Genomic DNA, 18,788 nt, shown 5'->3' on the forward strand with positions numbered 1-18,788 from the left:
ATCTCAACCGATTCCGGCCGCGGCGGGAGCGGCGGACGACCGACCGGAGCCGCGCCCTCTTGACCGTGCCTGAAGGCATGCGATGGTTGACCGGTCGATCGCGTGGCGCGCGCCGGGTCACGAATAGCCGGAACCATGGCGGGCATAGGGCGGCGGCGGCCCGCGATGGCGGGGGGAGGCTTGCGCGGAGCGGATCAGGGTCCGTTGCGCGGAATCTTCCGGGGGGCAACGGAGGACGGTTGAGCAAGGTGCCGTTCGGGGCCGTCAGGGTCCCGGGCGAAGACTGGGTCGCCCGTACGGTCATCCGCTCGCCTCGGCAGCGGGCCTCGGCCGACGGGACCCGCACCGACGCGACCGGCCGTCCTTTTCGTCATGGGGTCCGTCTTGCTGTTCGAATTCGCCTCCGGCCAGACCCAGGGAAAGCGAGCGGCGCAGGAGGACACGGTCGACGTGCTCCTGCCGTCCGAATCGGCCGACAAGCCAGGGGAGCTCGCCCGGTCCGGGTCGGCCGGCGCCCTGGTCGTCGTCGTCGCCGACGGGATGGGGGGCCATGTCGGCGGCCGTATCGCCTCCAACCTCTCCTCGAAATACTTCCTGGACGCGGTCAACAAGGGCACCGGGTCCTGGGCCGACCGCATGGACCAGGCCCTCGTCCAGGCCAACGAGACCCTTCGCACCGCCACCGAGAAGCGCCCCGAGTTGGACGGCATGGGGTCGACCCTCGTCGGCGCCATCCTCAACGAGTTCGGGCTCGGCTGGGTGTCGATCGGCGATTCGGGCCTCTACCTCGCCCGCGGCGGCGAACTGACGCGCCTCAATGAGGACCATTCCTTCGGCGCCTATCTGGACGAGCAGGTCAAGCAGGGCCTCCTGACCCCCGAGCAGGCCGCCCAGGACCGCCGGCGCAACCAGCTCTTCCACGCCCTCCTGGGCGACCCGATCGACCACTACGAGCGCTTCGCGGGCTTCCGCGAACTCGCCCCCGGCGACTGCGTCCTGCTGGCGAGCGACGGGTTGAAGACGCTGACCGACGAGCAGGTCGGCCAGCTCATCGCCGACCACAGGAACGAATCCGCCGAGACCCTCGTGACCCGCCTTCTCGACGCCGTCGACCGCGAGAACAAGGAACGCCAGGACAACACCTCGGTGATCCTGGTGCGGGTGCAGGAGGGCGATGCCCCGACCCGGACCGACCGGCCCGAGGGCCGCACCACCACGGTGCCGCTCTCGGCCGTCCCGGTCGACGCCGACGAGCCCGTCTCCACGGAGGTTGACAAGGGCGAGGGCGTCTCCTCCAAGGTCGACGCCGCCGCCCGCGCCCCCGTGGCGGCACCGGCCGGAACCTTCGCGCCGGTGACGCCCGCCGCGCCCGCCGCCTCCGCGGACACCAAGCCGGAACGCGCCGGCACGGTCGTGTCCCTGCTGCTCGGGCTGATCGTCGGCCTCGTGCTGACCTTCTGGTTCCTGAAGCCGGACATGCTCCGGATGTTCATGCCCTGAGCCGGTCCCGCCGCCCTCGGCGGTGGAGATCCCTTACCGAACGGCGTCGCGTGCTTGCAACGCGTCCTCCCCCTGCTACACTCATCTCCAACACGAACGCGAACGGCGCCGCGCGCCCGGCTCGAGGGCCGCATGCGGCGCGGAGACATACGAGTGGGGCCGCAAGGCGACGACCCGCCGGTCGCGGGCCGTCCATCCCCCGCCGGCAGGACCGATGCGCTCGGCAAACGTCGCCGACGCAGACGGCGGGGCAAACGCTCCCGGTGGCCCTACGCGGCCTCGCGGGACGGGGATCCGCGCGTCCAGGCTCAAACCCCCGAGTCGCCCCCGGCGCTGACCGGCGCCGAGCCCGGGTCGCTCCCGGCCAGGGCCGATGCGGATCGGGTCCCCAATCCCGCCGAGCCCTCCGGCCGCCCTGGACAAGTCCATCCCGCCGCGCTCCCGTCCCTGATCGCGCTTGCCGCGACGGCGACGCTCGACCTCTCCGAAGCCGTCCCGCGGATGCGCGGGGCCGGCCGCGACGATCCCGAGGACAGCCCCTCCGACGCCGCCCTCGGCCTGGCCGCCGCGGTGCTCTTCGGCGACCCCACGGCTCCCACGACGGCTTTCGGGCTTGATCCGCTCCCGCCGCGGCAGGCCCCCGACGGGCCCTACCCGCCGCGCCACCATCCGGCCGAGCGTCGCCCCGACTCCACGCACCACCATCCGCATGCGCGCGGCGGTGCGCCACGCCGCAGCCGCCAGGGGTCCTACTACGCGGCGCTCGACCTCGGCACGAACAACTGCCGTCTGCTGATCGCCGAGCCGCAGCGCGTCGGGTTCCGGGTCGTCGACGCCTTCTCGCGCATCGTGCGCCTCGGCGAGGGGATCTCGACCTCGCGCCGGCTCTCCGAGGCGGCCCAGGACCGGGCCATCGAGGCGCTGCAGATCTGCCGCATGAAGCTCGACGCGCGCGGGGTCGGCCGGGCGCGCCTGGTGGCCACCGAGGCCTGCCGGATCGCCGAGAACGGCGCGGACTTCCTGGGCCGCGTCGCTGACGAGACCGGGCTCGATCTGGAGATCGTGTCCCGCGAGACGGAGGCGCGGCTGGCCGTCGCCGGCTGCGCCAGCCTCGTCGATTGGGACTCCGACGGCGTGATCCTGTTCGACATCGGCGGCGGATCGTCCGAACTCGTCTGGCTCGACCTCGCCCGGAACGGCCGGGCCGGCGACCTGACGCGCCACATCCGCGCCTGGACGTCGCTGCCCGTGGGCGTCGTGACGTTGTCGGAGCGCCACGGCGGCGTGGTCGTCGACGATGAGGTCTTCGAGGCGATGGTCGACCACGTCGAGTCCATGCTCGATCCGCTCGATCGCGACGGCCAGCTCGGCCGGGCGCTGGCCCGCGGCCGCTTCCACATGCTCGGCACCTCCGGGACCGTGACGACGCTCGCGGGCGTCCACCTCGGCCTCAAGCGCTACGACCGCCGGCGCGTCGACGGCACGTGGCTCGACGACGACAGCGTCAGCCGCATGATCGACCACCTGCGCGCCATGTCGTACGAGGAGCGCGTCCAGAACCCTTGCATCGGCGCCGATCGTGCCGATCTGGTGCTGGCGGGCTGCGCGATTCTGGATGCGATCCGCCGGCGCTGGCCCTGCGACCGCCTGCGGGTCGCAGACCGCGGCCTGCGCGAGGGCATCCTGACCGAGATGATGGCCGCCGACGGCGTCTGGCGCCGCTGACGAACGGAAGGCATTCATGACCGACAAGCCGACCGGCCCCGGCGGCGCGCCCCGCGCCCTGAAGGTGAAGGTGAAGACCGCCCACCGGCGCACCCAGTCGTCGAACCGCTGGCTGCAGCGCCAGCTCAACGACCCCTACGTGGTCCGCGCCAAGCGCGAGGGCTACCGCTCGCGCGCCGCCTACAAGCTCATCGAGATCGACGACAAGCACCACCTGCTCGCGCCGGGCCGCCGGGTCGTGGACCTCGGCTGCGCCCCCGGCGGCTGGTGCCAGGTCGCCGCCGATCGGGTCAGGTCGACCGACGAGGCCCCCCGCGTGGTCGGCATCGACTACCTCGACATGGACGCCGTCCCGGGGGCGGTCTTCCTGAAGAAGGACTTCCTCGACGCCGACGCCCCGGACGCCCTGGTCGCCGCCCTCGGGGGCGAGAAGGCCGACGTGGTGCTCTCCGACATGGCCGCCCCGGCGACCGGCCACAAGAAGACCGACCACCTGAAGATCATGCATCTCTGCGAGGTTGCCATCGAGTTCGCCCGCCAGGTGTTGAAGCCCGGCGGCCACTTCCTCGCCAAGGTGCTGCGCGGCGGCACCGAGAACCAGCTCCTCGCCGACCTGAAGCGCGACTTCGCCACGGTCAGCCACATCAAGCCCCCCGCCAGCCGCGCCGACTCCGCCGAACTCTACGTCCTGGCGAAGGGGTTCAGAGGCGGTCCGGCGCAGCCGGACGAAGAGCAAAGCTCTTCGAGCCTCTGAACGCGGGCGAGCCATAGCGAGCCGCCGGAACGGGAGGCGGTCCGGCGCAGCCGGACGAAGAGCAAAGCTCTTCGAGCCTCTGAACGCGGGCGAGCCATAGCGAGCCGCCGGAACGGGAGGCGGCCCGGCGCAGCCGGACGAAGAGCATCGCTCTTCGAGCCTCTGAACGCGTCGAGCCATAGCGAGCCGCCGGAACGGGAGGCGGCCCGGCGCAGCCGGACGAAGAGCATCGCTCTTCGAGCCTCTGAACGCGTCGAGCCATAGCGAGCCGCCGGAACGGCGGGCGGTCCGGCGCAGCTCTTCCAGCCTCTGAACATGGGCCGAGCCCGAGCGAGCCGCCGGACGGAGCCGCCGGCGGAGACCGGCGCGTTCGGCGCCGAACTTCCGATCTGCACGAATTTTGGCTTCCAAGCCGCAGATTGCACTCATTTTGCGAGAATCGTGCCGGCCGACTTGTGGTAACCAGCCCCAGGGCACGGAGCGCGGGAGATCACGCGTGTTGGTCGTGAGGGGTACGGCCCTTGTGAAAGTATTTGCGGCGATCGTCCTCGCGCTCGCCGTCGGGATCGCGCCGGCCCGAGCCGAGGCGGATGCGGGCGGGACCGGGCCCGCCGACGCGCCGATCCGGCTGACGCTCAACGACTGGACCGGCCAGCGGATCAGCGCCCGCATCATGGGCGAGGTGCTGCGGCGGGGCGGGTTCCCGGTCGAGTATGTCGAGGCCGACTATCTCGGCCAGTTCGAGCAGCTGGCGACCGGCGAATACCATCTCGCCATGGAGATGTGGGCGACGACCGGCAAGGCCGACATGGACCGCTGGACGGCGACGGGGCGGGTCGTCAGCTTCGGCGAGACTGGAATGATGTCCCGCGAGGAGTGGTGGTACCCGGCCTACATGGCCGAGCTCTGCCCGGGCCTGCCTGACTGGAAGGCGCTCGCCCGGTGCGCATCCCTCTTCGCGACGCCCGCGACCGCCCCGAAGGGCCGCTATCTCGGCGCGCCGCGCACCTGGGGCGGCCATGACGAGGAGCGGGTGAAGTCGCTCGGCCTGGACTTCGTGGTCCAGCACGCCGAGACCGACGCGCAGCTCTATCGCGAACTCGGCGAGGCCTACGATGCCCGCCGGCCGATCGTCCTCTGGGTCTTCGCGCCGCATTGGGTGCAGACCGTCTTCGACGGCGAGTGGGTCAGCTTCCCGCCCTATACCGAGGAGTGCTACGCGTCGGGCCGCTATGATTGCGCCAAACCGGCAGGGCCGATCTGGAAGGTCGCCTGGTCGGGCTTCGAGGCGCGCTGGCCGGCCGCCGCCCGCGCCGCCCGCGCTTTCCGGATCGAGAACGACGAGATGAGCCGCCTCATCGGCCGCGTCGAACTGGGCGGCCGGCCCATCGAGGAGGTGGTCGACGCCTGGCTCGCCACCAACGAGCCGCGCTGGCGGGGCTGGCTGGAATAGCGGTCCGGCCCCCGAGGGAATCGCTTTCCCGCCCGGGAGAACCGTGGTACTGACCGCCGCCAACTCACATCGAAGAACCTTGCCGCCGGCGTCGGAGTCCTCAGGTCCGACGGGCGGCTTCGCTCATTCTCGAAAGGATGTTGGCCATGGCGGTCTTCTACGAACCCGCTCAGGGGCGCGAGGCGCTCACCTTCGACGACGTGCTGCTGCTGCCCGGTCATTCCGAGGTCATGCCCGGCGAGGTCGACATCCGCACCCGCGTGACCCGCGAGATCGAGCTGAACCTGCCGATCCTCTCCGCCGCCATGGACACCGTGACCGACAGCCGCCTCGCTATCGCGATGGCGCAGGCCGGCGGCATGGGCGTCATCCACCGCAACTACACGGTCCAGGAACAGGCCGAGGAGGTCCGGCGGGTGAAGAAGTTCGAAAGCGGCATGGTCGTCAACCCGATCGTCATCGGGCCGGACGCCACGCTCCAGGACGCGCTCGACCTCATGAGGGCCTACCGGATCTCCGGCATCCCGGTCGTGGAGAACGGCGGCGCGGGCGGCAACAAGCTCGGCCGGCTGGTCGGCATCCTGACCAACCGCGACGTCCGCTTCGCCTCCAACCCGAAGCAGCGCGTCTACGAGCTGATGACGCGCGAGGGCCTGATCACGGTTCGCGAGGGCGTCGGCCAGGACGAGGCCAAGCGGCTCCTGCACAAGCACCGGATCGAGAAGCTCCTGGTCGTCGACGCCGACTACCGTTGCATTGGCCTCGTCACCGTGAAGGACATCGAGAAGGCCCAGCTCCATCCCAACGCCGCCAAGGACGCCCAGGGCCGCCTCAGGGTCGCCGCCGCGACCACGGTCGGTGAGAGCGGCTTCGAACGTGCCGAGGCCCTGATCGAGGCCGGGGTCGACATGGTCGTGGTCGACACGGCGCACGGCCATTCCCAGCGCGTGCTCGACATGGTCGGCCGGGTCAAGAAGCTCTCCAACGCGGTGCAGGTGGTCGCCGGCAACGTGGCGACCGCGGACGGCACCAAGGCGCTGATCGACGCCGGCGCCGACGCCGTCAAGGTCGGCATCGGCCCGGGCTCGATCTGCACCACGCGGGTCGTCGCCGGCGTCGGCGTGCCCCAGCTGACCGCCATCATGGACGCCGTCTCGGTCGCCCGCGATCAGGGCGTCCCGGTCATCGCCGACGGCGGAATCAAATACTCCGGAGATCTCGCCAAGGCTCTGGCGGCAGGCGCCAATTGCGCAATGGTCGGCTCCCTTCTCGCCGGCACCGAGGAGAGCCCGGGCGAGGTCTACCTGCACCAGGGCCGCAGCTTCAAGGCCTACCGGGGCATGGGCTCGATCGGCGCCATGGCGCGCGGCTCGGCGGACCGCTACTTCCAGGCCGAGGTGCGCGACGCCCTGAAGCTCGTGCCCGAGGGCATCGAGGGTCAGGTTCCCTACAAGGGGCCGCTCGGCGCCGTGCTGCACCAGCTGGCCGGGGGCTTGCGCGCCGCCATGGGCTATGTCGGCGCCCCGACGCTCGCCGACTTCACCGAGCGGGCCCGCTTCGTCCGCATCTCCGGCGCCGGCCTGCGCGAGAGCCACGTCCACGACGTCACCATCACCCGCGAGAGCCCGAACTATCCGTCCAACGTGTGAGCGAAGGGGTGGTTTGGGCGAGCGGCCGCCCGATGACGCCCTGCACGCGTTCGGATCGGAGTGGCACATGATGGGTTTCGATCGGATCACGCGCGACCCGCTCGTGATGGGCGGGAAGCCGACCATCAGGGGCATGCGGGTGACCTTGGGTATGATCGTCGGTCAGATCGGGGCGGGCGGTCGATGGACGACCTCCTTGCGGACTACCCCTATCTGGAGCGCGAGGACGTCCTTCAGGCCTTGCGCTGCGCGGCATGGCTCGCCCAAGAGCGCGAATTCGATGTCGGCGCATGAAGCTGATCCTCGACATGAACCGGCCCAAGCGGTTGCCGTCCTCTTGAATGACCATGGATTGCAGCACGTGCGGATCCTGCCTTTCCCCAAGACCGGAGCCCTGGCCCCTTGACCCTTGCCGAAACCCTTCTCGCCCTGGCCATCCTCGCCCAGGTGTTCTGGACCGTCTTCGTCATGGTCCGTGCCGGCCGCGCGCGCCTGCGCTCCGTCCGGGAGGGGACCGCCCCGAAGGACGGCCTGATCTATCCCTACGGCTGGCCGACGGACGTTCAGCAGGTCTCGAACAACATGAACAACCAGTTCGAGACCCCGACGATCTTCTACGCCCTCGGGCTGCTCGCCTTCGCGGTGAAGCACGTGTCCCTGGCCTTCGCGCTCGTCGCGTGGCTTTACGTCCTGACCCGCATCGTCCATACCCACGTCCACACGGGCACCAACGACCTCCGCCACCGTTTTCCCGTCTTCCTGGCTGGCGTCGGGGTCTTGATGGTGATGGCCGCGATGCTGGCCGCCTCGATCCTCCTCGGCCGCCTCGCCTGACCGGCCCGAACCGACACGGAACTCGCAGATGAAAACCGGCGGACGCCTGGAAGCCGCGATCGAAGTCCTCGCCGAGATCGAGACCCGCCACCGCCCTGCCGCCGACGCGCTGAAGGACTGGGGCAGTGCCCATCGCTTCGCCGGCTCCGGCGACCGCGCCGCGATCGGCAACCTCGTCTACGATGCCCTGCGCCACCGCGCCTCCGTCGCCTGGCGCATGGGCGAGGCGACCCCGCGCGCCGTCGTGCTCGGCACCCTGGCCTGGACCTGGGGGCAGGGCCTCGCCGGCGTCGAGGCGGCGCTCGCCGACCCGCACGCCCCCGCCGCCCTGTCGGACGCCGAGCGCGAGCGCCTGGCGAACGCCACCCTGGACGGCGCCCCGGCCGACGTCCGCGGCGACTACCCGGCCTGGCTGGACACGGCCTTCGAACGCGTCTTCGGCGACCGCGCGGCCGAGGAGGGCAGGGCGCTCGCCGAGCGCGCCCCCGTCGACCTGCGCTGCAATACGCTGAAAACGAATCCCGACAAGGCCCTGAAGGGATTCGCGGAGTTCGGGGCGAAGCCGGGCGCGCTCTCGCCGCTGGCGATCCGCATTCCCTTGCCCGGCGGCCCCGGCCGCGCGCCCCATGTGGAAAGCGAGCCCGCCTACCTGAAGGGCCAGGTCGAGATCCAGGACGAAGGCTCCCAGCTCGCCGCCCTGGTGGCCGCGGCCCATGCCGGCAGTCAGGTCCTCGACCTCTGCGCCGGCGGCGGCGGCAAGACGCTCGCCCTCGCCGCCGCCATGGCCAACAAGGGCCAGATCTACGCCTACGACGCCGACAAGCGGCGCATGCGCGACATCTTCGAACGCTCCAAGCGCGCCGGCGCGCACAACATCCAGGTCCGCACCCCCGGCCGGGCCGACGTGCTCGCCGACCTCGCCGGCCGCATGGACCTCGTGCTGGTCGACAGCCCCTGCACCGGGACCGGCACCTGGCGCCGCCGCCCCGACGCCAAGTGGCGCCTCACCGAGGCCCAGCTCGACGCCCGCATGCAGGAGCAGGACGCCGTCCTGGACCAGGCGGCCGCCTATGTGAAGCCCGGCGGGCACCTGGTCTACGTGACCTGCTCGCTGCTGGCGGAGGAGAACGAGGACCGCGTGGCGGCCTTCCTCGCCCGCGTGCCGGATTTCGACCTGATCGAGCCGCTCGCCGCCATGGAGCGCACCGACCCGGCCACTGCCGCCCGCCTCGCCCCCTTCGTCCGCCGCGGCGAGCGCGCCTCCCCGGTCCTGCGCCTCTCGCCGGCGAGCGCCGGAACGGACGGATTCTTCGTGGCCGTCCTGCGGCGCGAGGCCCGATAGGGGCGGGTGCTGTTCTCCGGGGGACGTCCATGGCGGCGGCGCCGCCGCGCGCTGGCCCGGCGCCGTCCGGATCCCGGCCGCCAGCCGGCTTGACGACCTGGCCTTCCACCCCTTGTACGATCGCGCGATCCGCGCCATCGCCCGATTCGGACCCGTCGCTCTTGACCCTGCCCGCGCTCCGCGTCCCGACCCGCACCCGCTTCGTGATCGCCGTCGCCGCCGTGCTGACGCTGGTCAACGCCGCGGTGCTGGCGGAGCGCGCGGGCAGGGCGGCCGAGGCCGGCGGGCCGGCGCTCGCCCTGTGGGCCGGAGCCATCGATCTGCTCTGGCTCTTCGCCGTGAACGTCGCGCTCCTCGTCCCCGCCATGGTTTCGGCGCGACTTTTGAAGCTGTGGAGCTTCCTGCTCCTGGTCGCGGGTGCCGGCGCCGCCTGGGCGGTCGCGCAGTACGGGATCAGCTTCACCCGCGAAATGGGCTACGCCATCGTCGGCACCAACCCCGGCGAGATCCGCGAGTTGCTGCGCCCCTGGACGCTGGCGCTGGCCGTCTGCGCCTTCGGCCCGCCGGCCCTGCTGCTCGCCCGCCTCCGGCTGCCGCGGCTCACCTTCGCGCCCCATGGGCGGGCCCTGGCGGGCGCGGGTCTGGTGGTCCTCCTCTTCGGCGGGGCCTTCCTGGCCGACCAGGGGCGTGTGCGCGCGACCATCCGCGAGGCGACGGAGGTCTTCGCCCCGGTCGGCCTCGTCTCGGCCGTCGTCGATGTCGCCCGCCGCGAGTGGCTGGCCCGCAACGTGGCCAAGGCCGACATCGCGCAGACCTTCGTCCTCCCGGGCCCGCGCGAGGACGCCCCGACCGTGGTCCTCGTCGTCGGCGAGAGCACCCGTGCGCAGAACTTCGGCCTCGGCGGCTACGCGCGCCAGACCACGCCGCGATTGGCGGTCCGCGACGGCGTCGTCTACTTCCCTGAGGCGACCGCCTGCTCGACCACCACCGCCGTCGCCGTCCCCTGCATGCTGTCCCGCCTGGAAGGGCACGAATTCGCGCTGCCCCCGCGTGAAACGTCGCTGGTCGGCGTCTTCGCCGCCCTCGGCTACGACGCCCACTGGTACTCGGTCCAGCGCGGCAACAACCGCGCCATCCTGAGCGCCTGCGCCGAGGCGCCGACCTGTCGCGTGAACTTGCCGGGTCACGACGAGGTCCTGATCCCGCCCCTCGAGGCGGCGCTCGCGGCGCCGGGCCCGGCGCCGCGCTTCGTCCTTCTGCACACGCTCGGCGCTCATGCGAACTTCCACGAACGCTACCCGGCGGCCTTCGCCCGGTTCCGCCCCGAGTGCCGTGACGTCCCCTACGCCTGCGATCGGCAGGCCGCGATCAACGCCTACGACAACGCGATCCTCTACGTGGATCATGTGCTCGACGAGGTGATCGCGCGCCTCGAAGGGCGGGACGCGGTCCTGATCTACGCGTCCGACCACGGTGAATCGATCGGGGAGGGCTTCCGCTACGGTCATGCGGCAGCTTTGGCGCTCGCGCCCGAGGAGCAGACGCGGATCCCCTTCCTGGTCTGGACCTCGAGGATCTTCCGCGAGAAGCGGCCCGACTTCGCCGCCCGGATCGCGGCACGGCGCGGGCAGCGGGTCTCGCACGACCACATCTTCCACACCGCACTGGGATGCGCCGGCGCCCGCTCGGCCCTGATCCGACCGAGCCTCGATCTCTGCGCGGATTCGCCCGCGGGCGCCCTGGCCGGGCGCTGACCGTCACGCCTTGGCGACGGGGTTCAGATTCGGAGCCTCGGCTTCCGCCTCGGACTTGGGCGGCGTCATCGACAGGAACTCGCCGAAGGTCGCCCAGGCCGGCAGGTGGTCGCCGAGGGTCTTCAGGACCACCATCAGGGGCACCGCGATGAGCACGCCCGCCAGCCCCCAGACCCAGCCCCAGAAGGTCACGCCGACGAAAAGGGCGACGGTGTTCAGCTCCAGCCGTCGCCCGAGGATCAGCGGCGTGACGACATTGCCCTCGATCGTGGTCAGGATCAGGTAGCCGGCCGGAACCATCAGCGCGTGCCCGACCGTGTCCATCGACACGAAGGCGACGATGCCGGTCAGCACGATGCCGGTCAGCGCGCCGAGATAGGGCAGGAAGTTCAATACCGTCCCGGCGAGCCCCCATAGCGCCGGCGACGGCATCCCGAGCGCCCAGAGCATGCAAGCGATGGCGACGCCGAGCCCGCAATTGATCAGCGTGATGGTGAGCAGGTAGCGGGAGATCGAGCGCTCCACATCGTGCACGATCCGCAGCGCCGTCTTCTTGTCCGAGAGGCGCGGCAGCACGCGGATGATCTTCTCGTAGACCATGTCGCCCGAGGCGAGCAGGAACAGCACCAGGAAGAGCGCGATTCCGAGCCGGGTCGTGGCCGTCCAGAGCGTCGTCGTCGCCGAGGACAGGAAGCCGGGCTCCTTGACGACGACCTCCTGGACGCTCGGGTCCTTGGCGGATCGGGAGAGATCCTCAACGGTCTTCGAGGCCTCCGCGAGGCTGTCGACCGAGCCGCGCAGGCTGGCGAGCTTGCGCTCGATGACGTGGCCGAGCGTCGGGGCCCGTGTGATCCAGTCGGCGACGGGCCCGCTGGCGAGCCAGGCGCCCGCGCCCAGCGCCACCCCCAGGGCGAGCACGATGGCGATCGCCGAGAGGGCGGTCGGGATCCCGCGCCGGTCGAGCCACCGCACGATCGGGATCAGCGTCAGCGCCCCCAGGATGCCGAGGGCGATCGGCAGGAAGAATTCCTTGCCGAAGTAGAGCGCCGCCGAGCCGAGCACCAGCGCGCAGACATGCAGCGAGACGCGCAAGGCCGGGTCGAGCGCGGCCGTTCCGCCGGCCTCCGGCGGCATATCGGCGGCCGGCGCCCCGCGGTCCGGATCCTCCGGATCGATTCCGTCCTGTCCCATGCTGCGCTCCCGCTTCCGCGGTTCAACGTTCCGGACCGGATCCCGGTTCCGAGCCCGCGGCCGGCAGGTCCGCCGACAGGCGGGGGTGGGTCTGATAAGATGCATAAAAGTACAAATGATGAAATAACAAAACTGGATCTGGTTCTGTATGCAAAAACAGGGGCACGAGCAGGTCGCAAGAGGTCTTGCACGGCGTCGAAAAGCAGGTGAATTCGCCCGCGCGGCATGGAGTTGCTGGGAAAGAACGATACGTCGGCAGATCTCCAGGGCATCTGGCACGCCCATTGCTGTGGTCCCCGTAATCCCGGCCCCGTCGGCCGGCCGACCCTCAACGGAGCCCGACCATGTCCGCACCGAACTGTCTCTCCCCCTCCCGTCGTCGCGTCCTCGGGCTCGGCGCCAGCCTGGCCGCGACCCTCGCCACGCCGGCGGTCGTCCGGGCGCAGTCCACCAAGATCCGTATCGGCTTCTGGCCGATCGCAGGCGGCTTGCCGCTCTTCGCGGGCGTCGAGGCGGGCGTGTTCAAGCGGGCGGGGCTCGACGTCGAGGCGGTCAAGTTCGCGAGCGCCGCGCAGGTGGTCGAGGCGCTGATCGCCGGCCGGCTCGAAGGCTCCGCCAATGGCACCGCCTCCGCGGCCCTGGCGCTCGGGGACATCACCTCCCCGGGCCTCCTGAAGATCATCTGCGCCAATCCGAGCAACAAGGAATTCGTGCTCGACGAAATGCTGGTGGCCGAGGGGAGCCCGATCAAGACGATCGCCGATCTGGACGGCAAGAAGGTCGCCTGCGGCCCGGGCATCCAGAACGTCACGCTCGCCAAGATCATCCTGGAAAAGAACGGCATCAAGGATCCCAAGCCGATCGAACTGCCGATCGGCCAGCATGTCGCGGCGCTCGCCGCAGGGCAGGTGGACGCGGTCTACACGCTCGAGCCGAACGGCACCCTCGGCCGCCTGAAGAAACTCGCCCGCATCCTCGAGACCGGCGTGATCTCCACCTACGTCCTGGGCGAGACCAAGGCTCCGTGGTTCGGGGGCAGCGCCTCCGTGACGACCGCGTTCCTGTCGGCCCAGCCCGCCCTGGCGAAGGCCTACATCGCCGCCTACGGCGACGCCGTGAGGCTCGTCCGCGACAAGCCCGACGAAGCGCGCAAGTTCCTCTCGGGCTATACCAGCATCGAGCCGGAGCTCGTCGGCGAGGTCCCGCTGCCCGGGTTCACGCTCTACAACGAGTTTTCCCCGAGCGACATCGGCTACTTCCAGAAGTTCTTCGACGTCTTCACCGATCGCGGCATCTTCACCCGCAAGGTCGACCTCCCCGGCATCCTCTACAAGGCCTGACGCCATGCCGGTCTTCGACGCCCGCAGGCTGCTGCCCTTCATCGGGCCGGTCCTGTTCTTCGCCTTGTGGTACGTGGTCGTCGCCAACGGCCTCGTCAACAAGATCCTGTTCCCGTCGCCGGTCGATACCGTCGCGCATCTGTTCGGCGCCTTCGGCAAGGCCAACATGCAGGGCGACATCTGGGCCACCTTCGCCCGGACCGCGACCGCCTTCGCCTTCGCGGCGGCGGTCGGGGTCCCGATCGGGGTGGCGCTCGGCAGCTCGGAGGCGGCCTACAGGAGCGTCGAGTTCCTGATCGACTTCTTCCGGTCGACCCCGTCGAGCGCCCTGATCCCCCTGTTCCTGCTCTTGTTCGGCATCACGGACGCCAACAAGATCGCCATCGCGGCCTTCGCGGCTTTCCTGGTGATCCTGTTCAACAGCGCCTACGGCGTCATGAACGCGCGCAAGACCCGCATCCTGGCCGCGCGCGTCATGGGGGCGAACGCCTGGCAGATCTTCAAGGACGTGCTGATCTGGGAGAGCCTGTCGCAGACCTTCGTGGGTCTGCGCACGGGCGTTTCGATCGCCCTCGTGATCGTGATCGTCGCCGAGATGTTCATCGGCTCGGAAAACGGCCTCGGCCACCGGATCATCGACGCCCAGCAGGTGCTGAACGTGAAGGACATGTACGCCTCGATCCTGGTGACCGGCGCGCTCGGCTATCTCCTCAACCTCGCGTTCCTCCTGGTCGAGAAGCGCTTCATCCACTGGAGCGGAAAATGACCGTCGCCGCACCGGCCCCAGACCTGCCCGTCCAGCTCCGCCGCGACCGTCCGCACATCACGGTGCGCGGGCTCTGCAAGGCGTTCCAGGGCTCGCCCCTCTACGAGAACTTCGACCTCGATCTGCCCGAGGGCCGCATCGTCTCGATCTTCGGGCCGAACGGCTGCGGCAAGTCGACGATCATGAACATGATCGCCGGCCTCGTGCCCATGGACCGGGGCAAGATCCTGTTCGACGGCAAGAGCCTCAAGGAGACCCGGATCGGCTACGTCTTCCAGCAGTACCGCGAGGCGCTCTTCCCCTGGATCCGCGCGGTCGACAACATCGCCTATCCGCTGCGCCGCGCGGGGCTCGGGGAGGCGGCCGTCAAGGCCCGGGTCGACGAACTCGTCTCGTCCTTCGAGATCCGCTTCGACCTCAACCGCTATCCCTACGAGTTGTCGGGCGGCCAGCAGCAGACCGTCTGCATCATGCGGGCCCTCGCGCCCCGTCCCGAGGTCCTCTTCCTCGACGAACCCTTCTCGGCGCTCGACTACGAGATGACGCTCTTCATCCGCGAGAAGCTCCAGGAGATCTACATGAAGTCGGGGGTCACGATGGTGATCGTCTCCCACGACCTGGAGGATGCGGTGTACCTCGCCGACAAGGTCCTGCTGCTGACCCGGCGCCCCGCCCGCATCGCCGAATACATGACCGTCGACATCCCCCGTCCGCGGACCCCAGGGACCATGTCCGAGCCGGCCTTCGTGGCGGCCAGGGCTCGCGCACTGGAGATCTTCCAACGCGAAGTCAGGGCCTGACGCGGTGAAAAAGCGTGACATTACGGGGGATTGCCTCCGCGCGATGTTGCGCGGTCCCGCCGGGCTGGTACTGTCGCCGACCTGACCAACCCCCGACCGTTCCGGCGAAAAGACCGGAGGAGTACGAACCATGACCGTGTCGAAATCCATGAAGCGGATCGTTGCGGCCGGCCTCGCGGCCGCCGTCGTGGCAGGAGCGGGCCTCGCGACAGCCCAGCAGATGGCCTTCTTCCGGATCGGGACCGGCGGTACCGCCGGCACCTATTTCCCGATCGGCGGCCTCGTCGCCAACGCCATCTCGAACCCGCCCGGCAGCCGCCCCTGCGCGGATGGCGGCTCCTGCGGCGTGCCCGGCCTGATCGCCACCGCCGTCGCGTCGAACGGCTCCGTCGCCAACATCAACGGCATCGCGTCCGGCTCTCTCGAATCCGGCTTCACCCAGTCCGACGTCGCCTATTGGGCCTACACGGGCACGGGCGTCTACGAGGGCAAGCCGAAGGTCGAGAGCCTGCGCTCGATCGCCAATCTCTACCCGGAGACCATCCACCTCGTCGCCCGCAAGGGCGCCGGCATCAAGTCTCCCGCCGACCTGAAGGGCAAGCGGGTCTCCCTCGACGAGCCCGGCTCCGGCACCCTGATCGACGCCCGCATCGTGCTCGCTGCCTACGGCCTCTCCGAGAAGGATGTCTCGCCCGAGTACCTGAAGCCGAACGCCGCCGGCGACCGGCTGCGCGACGGCGCGCTGGATGCCTTCTTCTTCGTCGGCGGCTATCCGGCCGGCGCCATCTCCGAGCTCGCCACCTCGGCCGGCGTCGAACTCGTGCCGATTTCCGGCCCGCAGGCCGAGAAGATCCTGGCCGAGTACAAGTTCTTCGCCAAGGACAGCGTCCCGGCCGGCGTCTACAAGGACGTCGGCGCGCTCGAGACCATCTCGGTCAACGCCCAGTGGGTGACGAGCGCCAAGGTCGCCGACGACCTCGTCTACGGCGTTACCAAGGCCCTGTGGAACGAGAACTCGCGCAAGCTCCTCGACTCCGGCCATGCCAAGGGCAAGGCCATCAGGAAGGAGACCGCCCTGGACGGCCTCGGCGTGCCGCTGCATCCCGGCGCCGAGAAGTTCTACCGGGAAGCCGGCCTGATGAAGTGAGGGCGCCTTAACGCCGGACCCCACACCTCACTTCTTCTTTTTTTGGTCCGCAGCTTGGGTCAACGCTGAACCAGCTGCGGACTTTGCCTCCTTACTCGCTCGAGGGTCCCTAAGGACCTTGGAAGCAGCAGACGCCGCTTTCGAGCTCGTCACTTCCGGCTTCTTTGCCATTTGATTCGCCTCTATAGGTGGCCATCAAGGTTCTAAAGCATACCATATGTTGGGAGCAGCGCAACCTGTTGCGGTGCTGGTGATTAATGCAAGTGACTGGTGGCTCATGACCCATCTCGAACTCGACGAAGCCAAGGCCCGGGAGCTCGAGGAGAAGTTCGATCCCGAGATGCGCTTCCGGCCGCTCGGGTCCTGGGCGGGGCGGATCGTCGGCGGCGCCCTCGTGGCGCTCTCGCTGTTCCACTACTACACCGCCGGCTTCGGCCTCCTGCCGGAGATGATCCACCGCGGCATCCATCTCTCCTTCGTGCTGGGCCTCGTCTTCCTGGTCTTCCCCGCGAGCCCGCGAGGCTACGAAGAGCCGGCCGCGGCCGGCATCCTGCGCCCGCTCGGCATCCCGCTCCTCGACTGGATCCTCTTCGCCGCCGCGCTCGTCTCGGTCCTGCACGTCCCCCTGATCCCGCTCGACGACCTCGCCTTCCGGGTCGGCAATCCGTCGAGCACCGACGTCGCGCTCGGCGCCGTCCTGATCGTCCTGCTGCTCGAGGCCAACCGGCGGACCATCGGCTGGCCGCTCCCCCTCATCGCCATCGCCTTCATGGCCTACGCGATCTGGGGTCGGTGGATGCCCGGCATCTTCGTCCACCCCGGCGCGACCGTCTCCCAGCTCGTCAACCACCTCTACCTGACCACCCAGGGCATCTACGGCGTCGCCCTCGGCGTCGTGGCCACCTACGTCTTCCATTTCGTGCTCTTCGGCGTCTTCGCGACCCGCATAGGCCTCGGCCAGCTCTTCCTCGACTGTGCCGCCTGGGTCGCCGGTCGCTATGCCGGCGGTCCCGCCAAGGTCTCCATCTTCGGCTCCGCCCTGTTCGGCATGCTGTCCGGCTCCTCGGTCGCCAACACGGTGACGGTCGGTTCGCTGACGATCCCGATGATGATCCGCCTCGGCTACAAGAAGCACTTCGCGGCCGCGGTCGAATCAACCGCCTCCACCGGAGGCCAGATCACCCCGCCGATCCTCGGCGCCGCCGCCTTCCTGATGATCGAGTTCCTGAACCTGCCCTACACGACCATCATCCTGGCCTCGATCATCCCCGCCTTCATGCACTTCTTCGGCGTCTTCATGCAGGTCCATTTCGAGGCCAAGCGCGACGGCCTCCGGGGGCTGCGCGACGACGAGATGCCCGACCTCAAGGAAGCCTTCCGGCGCGACTGGCCGACCGTGATCCCGCTGATCGGCCTCATCTACATGCTGTTCTCGGGCTACACGCCCTATCTCGCGGCCTTCACGGGCATCACGCTCTGCATCCTCGTCGGCCTCCTCAATCCGATGCGCCGCATGCACCCGATCGAGATCCTGGAGGGCCTGCGCGACGGCGCCAAATACGCCCTCGCGGTGGGCGTCGCCTCCGCGTGCGTCGGCATCGTGGTCGGTGTCGTGACGCTGACCGGCGTCGGCTTCAAGATCTCCTTCATCGTCACGAGCTTCGCCAACGACCTCGCGGCCGGCCTCGCCGCCGTCCTGCCGGCCTGGGTGATGACGCAGCAGACCCTGACGCTGCTCTTCACCCTGATCCTGACCGGGGTCGTCTGCATCCTGATGGGCTGCGGCATCCCGACCACGGCCACCTACATCATCATGGTGACGGTCGCCGCCCCGGCGCTCGGCCTCCTGGGTGTCGAGCCGATCGTCGCCCACTTCTTCGTCTTCTACTACGGTGTCCTCGCCGACATCACGCCGCCCGTCGCCATCGCCGCCTACGCAGCCGCCGGCATGGCCGGGGCGGACCCGTTCAGGACCGGCAACACCGCGTTCCGCCTGGCCCTCGGCAAGGTCCTGGTCCCCTTCGTGTTCGTCTTCTCGCCCTCGCTCCTCCTGGTCATCAAGGGCTTCAACTGGCCCGACTTCGCCACCGCGTTCCTGGGCTGCCTGATCGGCATCACGTTCCTGTCCGCCGCCTTCTCGGGCTACATGCTGACCCGCTGCCGTGTCTGGGAGCGGCTGGTCCTCGCCGCCGCGGCGCTCCTCCTGATCGCGCCGGAGATCACCTCGTCCCTGGTCGGCCTCGTCCTCGCCGCCCCGGTGATCCTGGTTCAGGTGGCACGGCGAAGGGAGGAGGCGGCCTAGAAGGGAAAGGGAACAGGGCAAGGACGATTCTTCGCTTCGTTCCGGACGGTGCTACACTGAGCGCTCACCTTCCGGGATCATCACGGATTGGCGCCATGAACGAGATCCGCATCAGGAACCTGAGCGACCGGCAGTTCGCGGACCTCGAGGCCCGTGCGCAACGGCTCGGGCTGTCTGTCGACCAATATGCGCGCCGCGTAATGGATGAACTTCCCCTATCGGGACGTGACC

General features: G+C 69.7%; 14 protein-coding genes and 1 pseudogene. 14 read left to right on the forward strand and 1 reads right to left on the reverse strand.

The window, feature by feature from the left end; genetic code table 11:
• The first annotated feature begins 384 nt into the window (after positions 1-384).
• The 9 genes and pseudogenes from WBG79_RS09365 to WBG79_RS09405 all read left to right on the forward strand — a co-directional run bounded on the left by WBG79_RS09365 (position 385) and on the right by WBG79_RS09405 (position 11,011).
• The gene (locus tag WBG79_RS09365) at positions 385-1,500 is read left to right on the forward strand and encodes a PP2C family protein-serine/threonine phosphatase (protein WP_337356839.1); all 1,116 of its coding nucleotides are present in this window, start codon (positions 385-387) and stop codon (positions 1,498-1,500) included.
• Positions 1,501-2,001: 501 nt separating this feature from the next.
• The gene (locus WBG79_RS09370; RefSeq protein ID WP_443147420.1) at positions 2,002-3,225 is read left to right on the forward strand and encodes a Ppx/GppA phosphatase family protein; all 1,224 of its coding nucleotides are present in this window, start codon (positions 2,002-2,004) and stop codon (positions 3,223-3,225) included.
• A 16-nt stretch (positions 3,226-3,241) separates the two neighbouring features.
• Positions 3,242-3,979, forward strand: coding sequence for an RlmE family RNA methyltransferase (locus WBG79_RS09375; protein ID WP_337356841.1), 738 nt, complete (start codon positions 3,242-3,244; stop codon positions 3,977-3,979).
• 496 nt (positions 3,980-4,475) lie between these two features.
• Positions 4,476-5,432 carry an ABC transporter substrate-binding protein gene (locus WBG79_RS09380; RefSeq protein ID WP_337356842.1) on the forward strand — a complete coding sequence of 319 codons (957 nt, stop codon included), beginning with the start codon at positions 4,476-4,478 and terminating at the stop codon, positions 5,430-5,432.
• Positions 5,433-5,578: 146 nt separating this feature from the next.
• Positions 5,579-7,081: an IMP dehydrogenase gene (guaB, locus tag WBG79_RS09385; protein WP_337356843.1), complete on the forward strand. Its 1,503-nt coding sequence runs from the start codon at positions 5,579-5,581 to the stop codon at positions 7,079-7,081.
• Positions 7,082-7,214: 133 nt separating this feature from the next.
• Positions 7,215-7,375, forward strand: a pseudogene (locus WBG79_RS09390) (DUF433 domain-containing protein).
• 108 nt (positions 7,376-7,483) lie between these two features.
• Entirely contained in the window at positions 7,484-7,915 is a 432-nt protein-coding gene (locus tag WBG79_RS09395) for an MAPEG family protein (protein ID WP_337356844.1), read from the forward strand.
• Between the two features lie 28 nt (positions 7,916-7,943).
• Entirely contained in the window at positions 7,944-9,257 is a 1,314-nt protein-coding gene (locus WBG79_RS09400; protein WP_337356845.1) for an RsmB/NOP family class I SAM-dependent RNA methyltransferase, read from the forward strand.
• Positions 9,258-9,418: 161 nt separating this feature from the next.
• Positions 9,419-11,011, forward strand: coding sequence for a phosphoethanolamine transferase (locus tag WBG79_RS09405; RefSeq protein WP_337356846.1), 1,593 nt, complete (start codon positions 9,419-9,421; stop codon positions 11,009-11,011).
• 3 nt (positions 11,012-11,014) lie between these two features.
• Here WBG79_RS09405 and WBG79_RS09410 read toward each other — a convergent pair whose 3' ends face one another.
• Entirely contained in the window at positions 11,015-12,202 is a 1,188-nt protein-coding gene (locus tag WBG79_RS09410) for an AI-2E family transporter (protein WP_337356847.1), read from the reverse strand.
• A gap of 344 nt (positions 12,203-12,546) precedes the next feature.
• Between WBG79_RS09410 and WBG79_RS09415 the strand changes: the two genes are divergently transcribed.
• The 5 genes from WBG79_RS09415 to WBG79_RS09435 all read left to right on the forward strand — a co-directional run bounded on the left by WBG79_RS09415 (position 12,547) and on the right by WBG79_RS09435 (position 18,557).
• Positions 12,547-13,542 carry an ABC transporter substrate-binding protein gene (locus WBG79_RS09415; protein WP_337356848.1) on the forward strand — a complete coding sequence of 332 codons (996 nt, stop codon included), beginning with the start codon at positions 12,547-12,549 and terminating at the stop codon, positions 13,540-13,542.
• A 4-nt stretch (positions 13,543-13,546) separates the two neighbouring features.
• Positions 13,547-14,308, forward strand: coding sequence for an ABC transporter permease (locus tag WBG79_RS09420; RefSeq protein ID WP_337356849.1), 762 nt, complete (start codon positions 13,547-13,549; stop codon positions 14,306-14,308).
• Positions 14,305-15,108 carry an ABC transporter ATP-binding protein gene (locus WBG79_RS09425; RefSeq protein ID WP_337356850.1) on the forward strand — a complete coding sequence of 268 codons (804 nt, stop codon included), beginning with the start codon at positions 14,305-14,307 and terminating at the stop codon, positions 15,106-15,108. The genes WBG79_RS09420 and WBG79_RS09425 overlap by 4 nt, the downstream gene beginning before the upstream one ends.
• A gap of 130 nt (positions 15,109-15,238) precedes the next feature.
• Positions 15,239-16,255, forward strand: coding sequence for a TAXI family TRAP transporter solute-binding subunit (locus WBG79_RS09430; protein ID WP_337356851.1), 1,017 nt, complete (start codon positions 15,239-15,241; stop codon positions 16,253-16,255).
• Between the two features lie 277 nt (positions 16,256-16,532).
• A complete protein-coding gene (locus WBG79_RS09435) occupies positions 16,533-18,557 on the forward strand; it encodes a TRAP transporter permease (RefSeq protein ID WP_337356852.1) in 2,025 nt (674 codons plus the stop codon).
• Positions 18,558-18,788: the final 231 nt, after the last annotated feature.

Source organism: Prosthecomicrobium sp. N25 (assembly GCF_037203705.1).
In the GTDB taxonomy this organism is placed as follows: domain Bacteria; phylum Pseudomonadota; class Alphaproteobacteria; order Rhizobiales; family Ancalomicrobiaceae; genus Prosthecodimorpha.

Excerpts from the sequence above, each read along its gene's own strand:
- WBG79_RS09370 (WP_443147420.1), top strand. The coding sequence starts at position 2,002 with ATGCGCGGGGCCGGCCGCGACGATCCCGAGGACAGCCCCTCCGACGCC.
- WBG79_RS09375 (WP_337356841.1), top strand. The coding sequence starts at position 3,242 with ATGACCGACAAGCCGACCGGCCCCGGCGGCGCGCCCCGCGCCCTGAAG.
- guaB (WP_337356843.1), top strand. The coding sequence starts at position 5,579 with ATGGCGGTCTTCTACGAACCCGCTCAGGGGCGCGAGGCGCTCACCTTC.
- WBG79_RS09400 (WP_337356845.1), top strand. The coding sequence starts at position 7,944 with ATGAAAACCGGCGGACGCCTGGAAGCCGCGATCGAAGTCCTCGCCGAG.
- WBG79_RS09410 (WP_337356847.1), bottom strand. The coding sequence starts at position 12,202 with ATGGGACAGGACGGAATCGATCCGGAGGATCCGGACCGCGGGGCGCCG.
- WBG79_RS09415 (WP_337356848.1), top strand. The coding sequence starts at position 12,547 with ATGTCCGCACCGAACTGTCTCTCCCCCTCCCGTCGTCGCGTCCTCGGG.
- WBG79_RS09420 (WP_337356849.1), top strand. The coding sequence starts at position 13,547 with ATGCCGGTCTTCGACGCCCGCAGGCTGCTGCCCTTCATCGGGCCGGTC.
- WBG79_RS09425 (WP_337356850.1), top strand. The coding sequence starts at position 14,305 with ATGACCGTCGCCGCACCGGCCCCAGACCTGCCCGTCCAGCTCCGCCGC.
- WBG79_RS09430 (WP_337356851.1), top strand. The coding sequence starts at position 15,239 with ATGACCGTGTCGAAATCCATGAAGCGGATCGTTGCGGCCGGCCTCGCG.
- WBG79_RS09435 (WP_337356852.1), top strand. The coding sequence starts at position 16,533 with ATGACCCATCTCGAACTCGACGAAGCCAAGGCCCGGGAGCTCGAGGAG.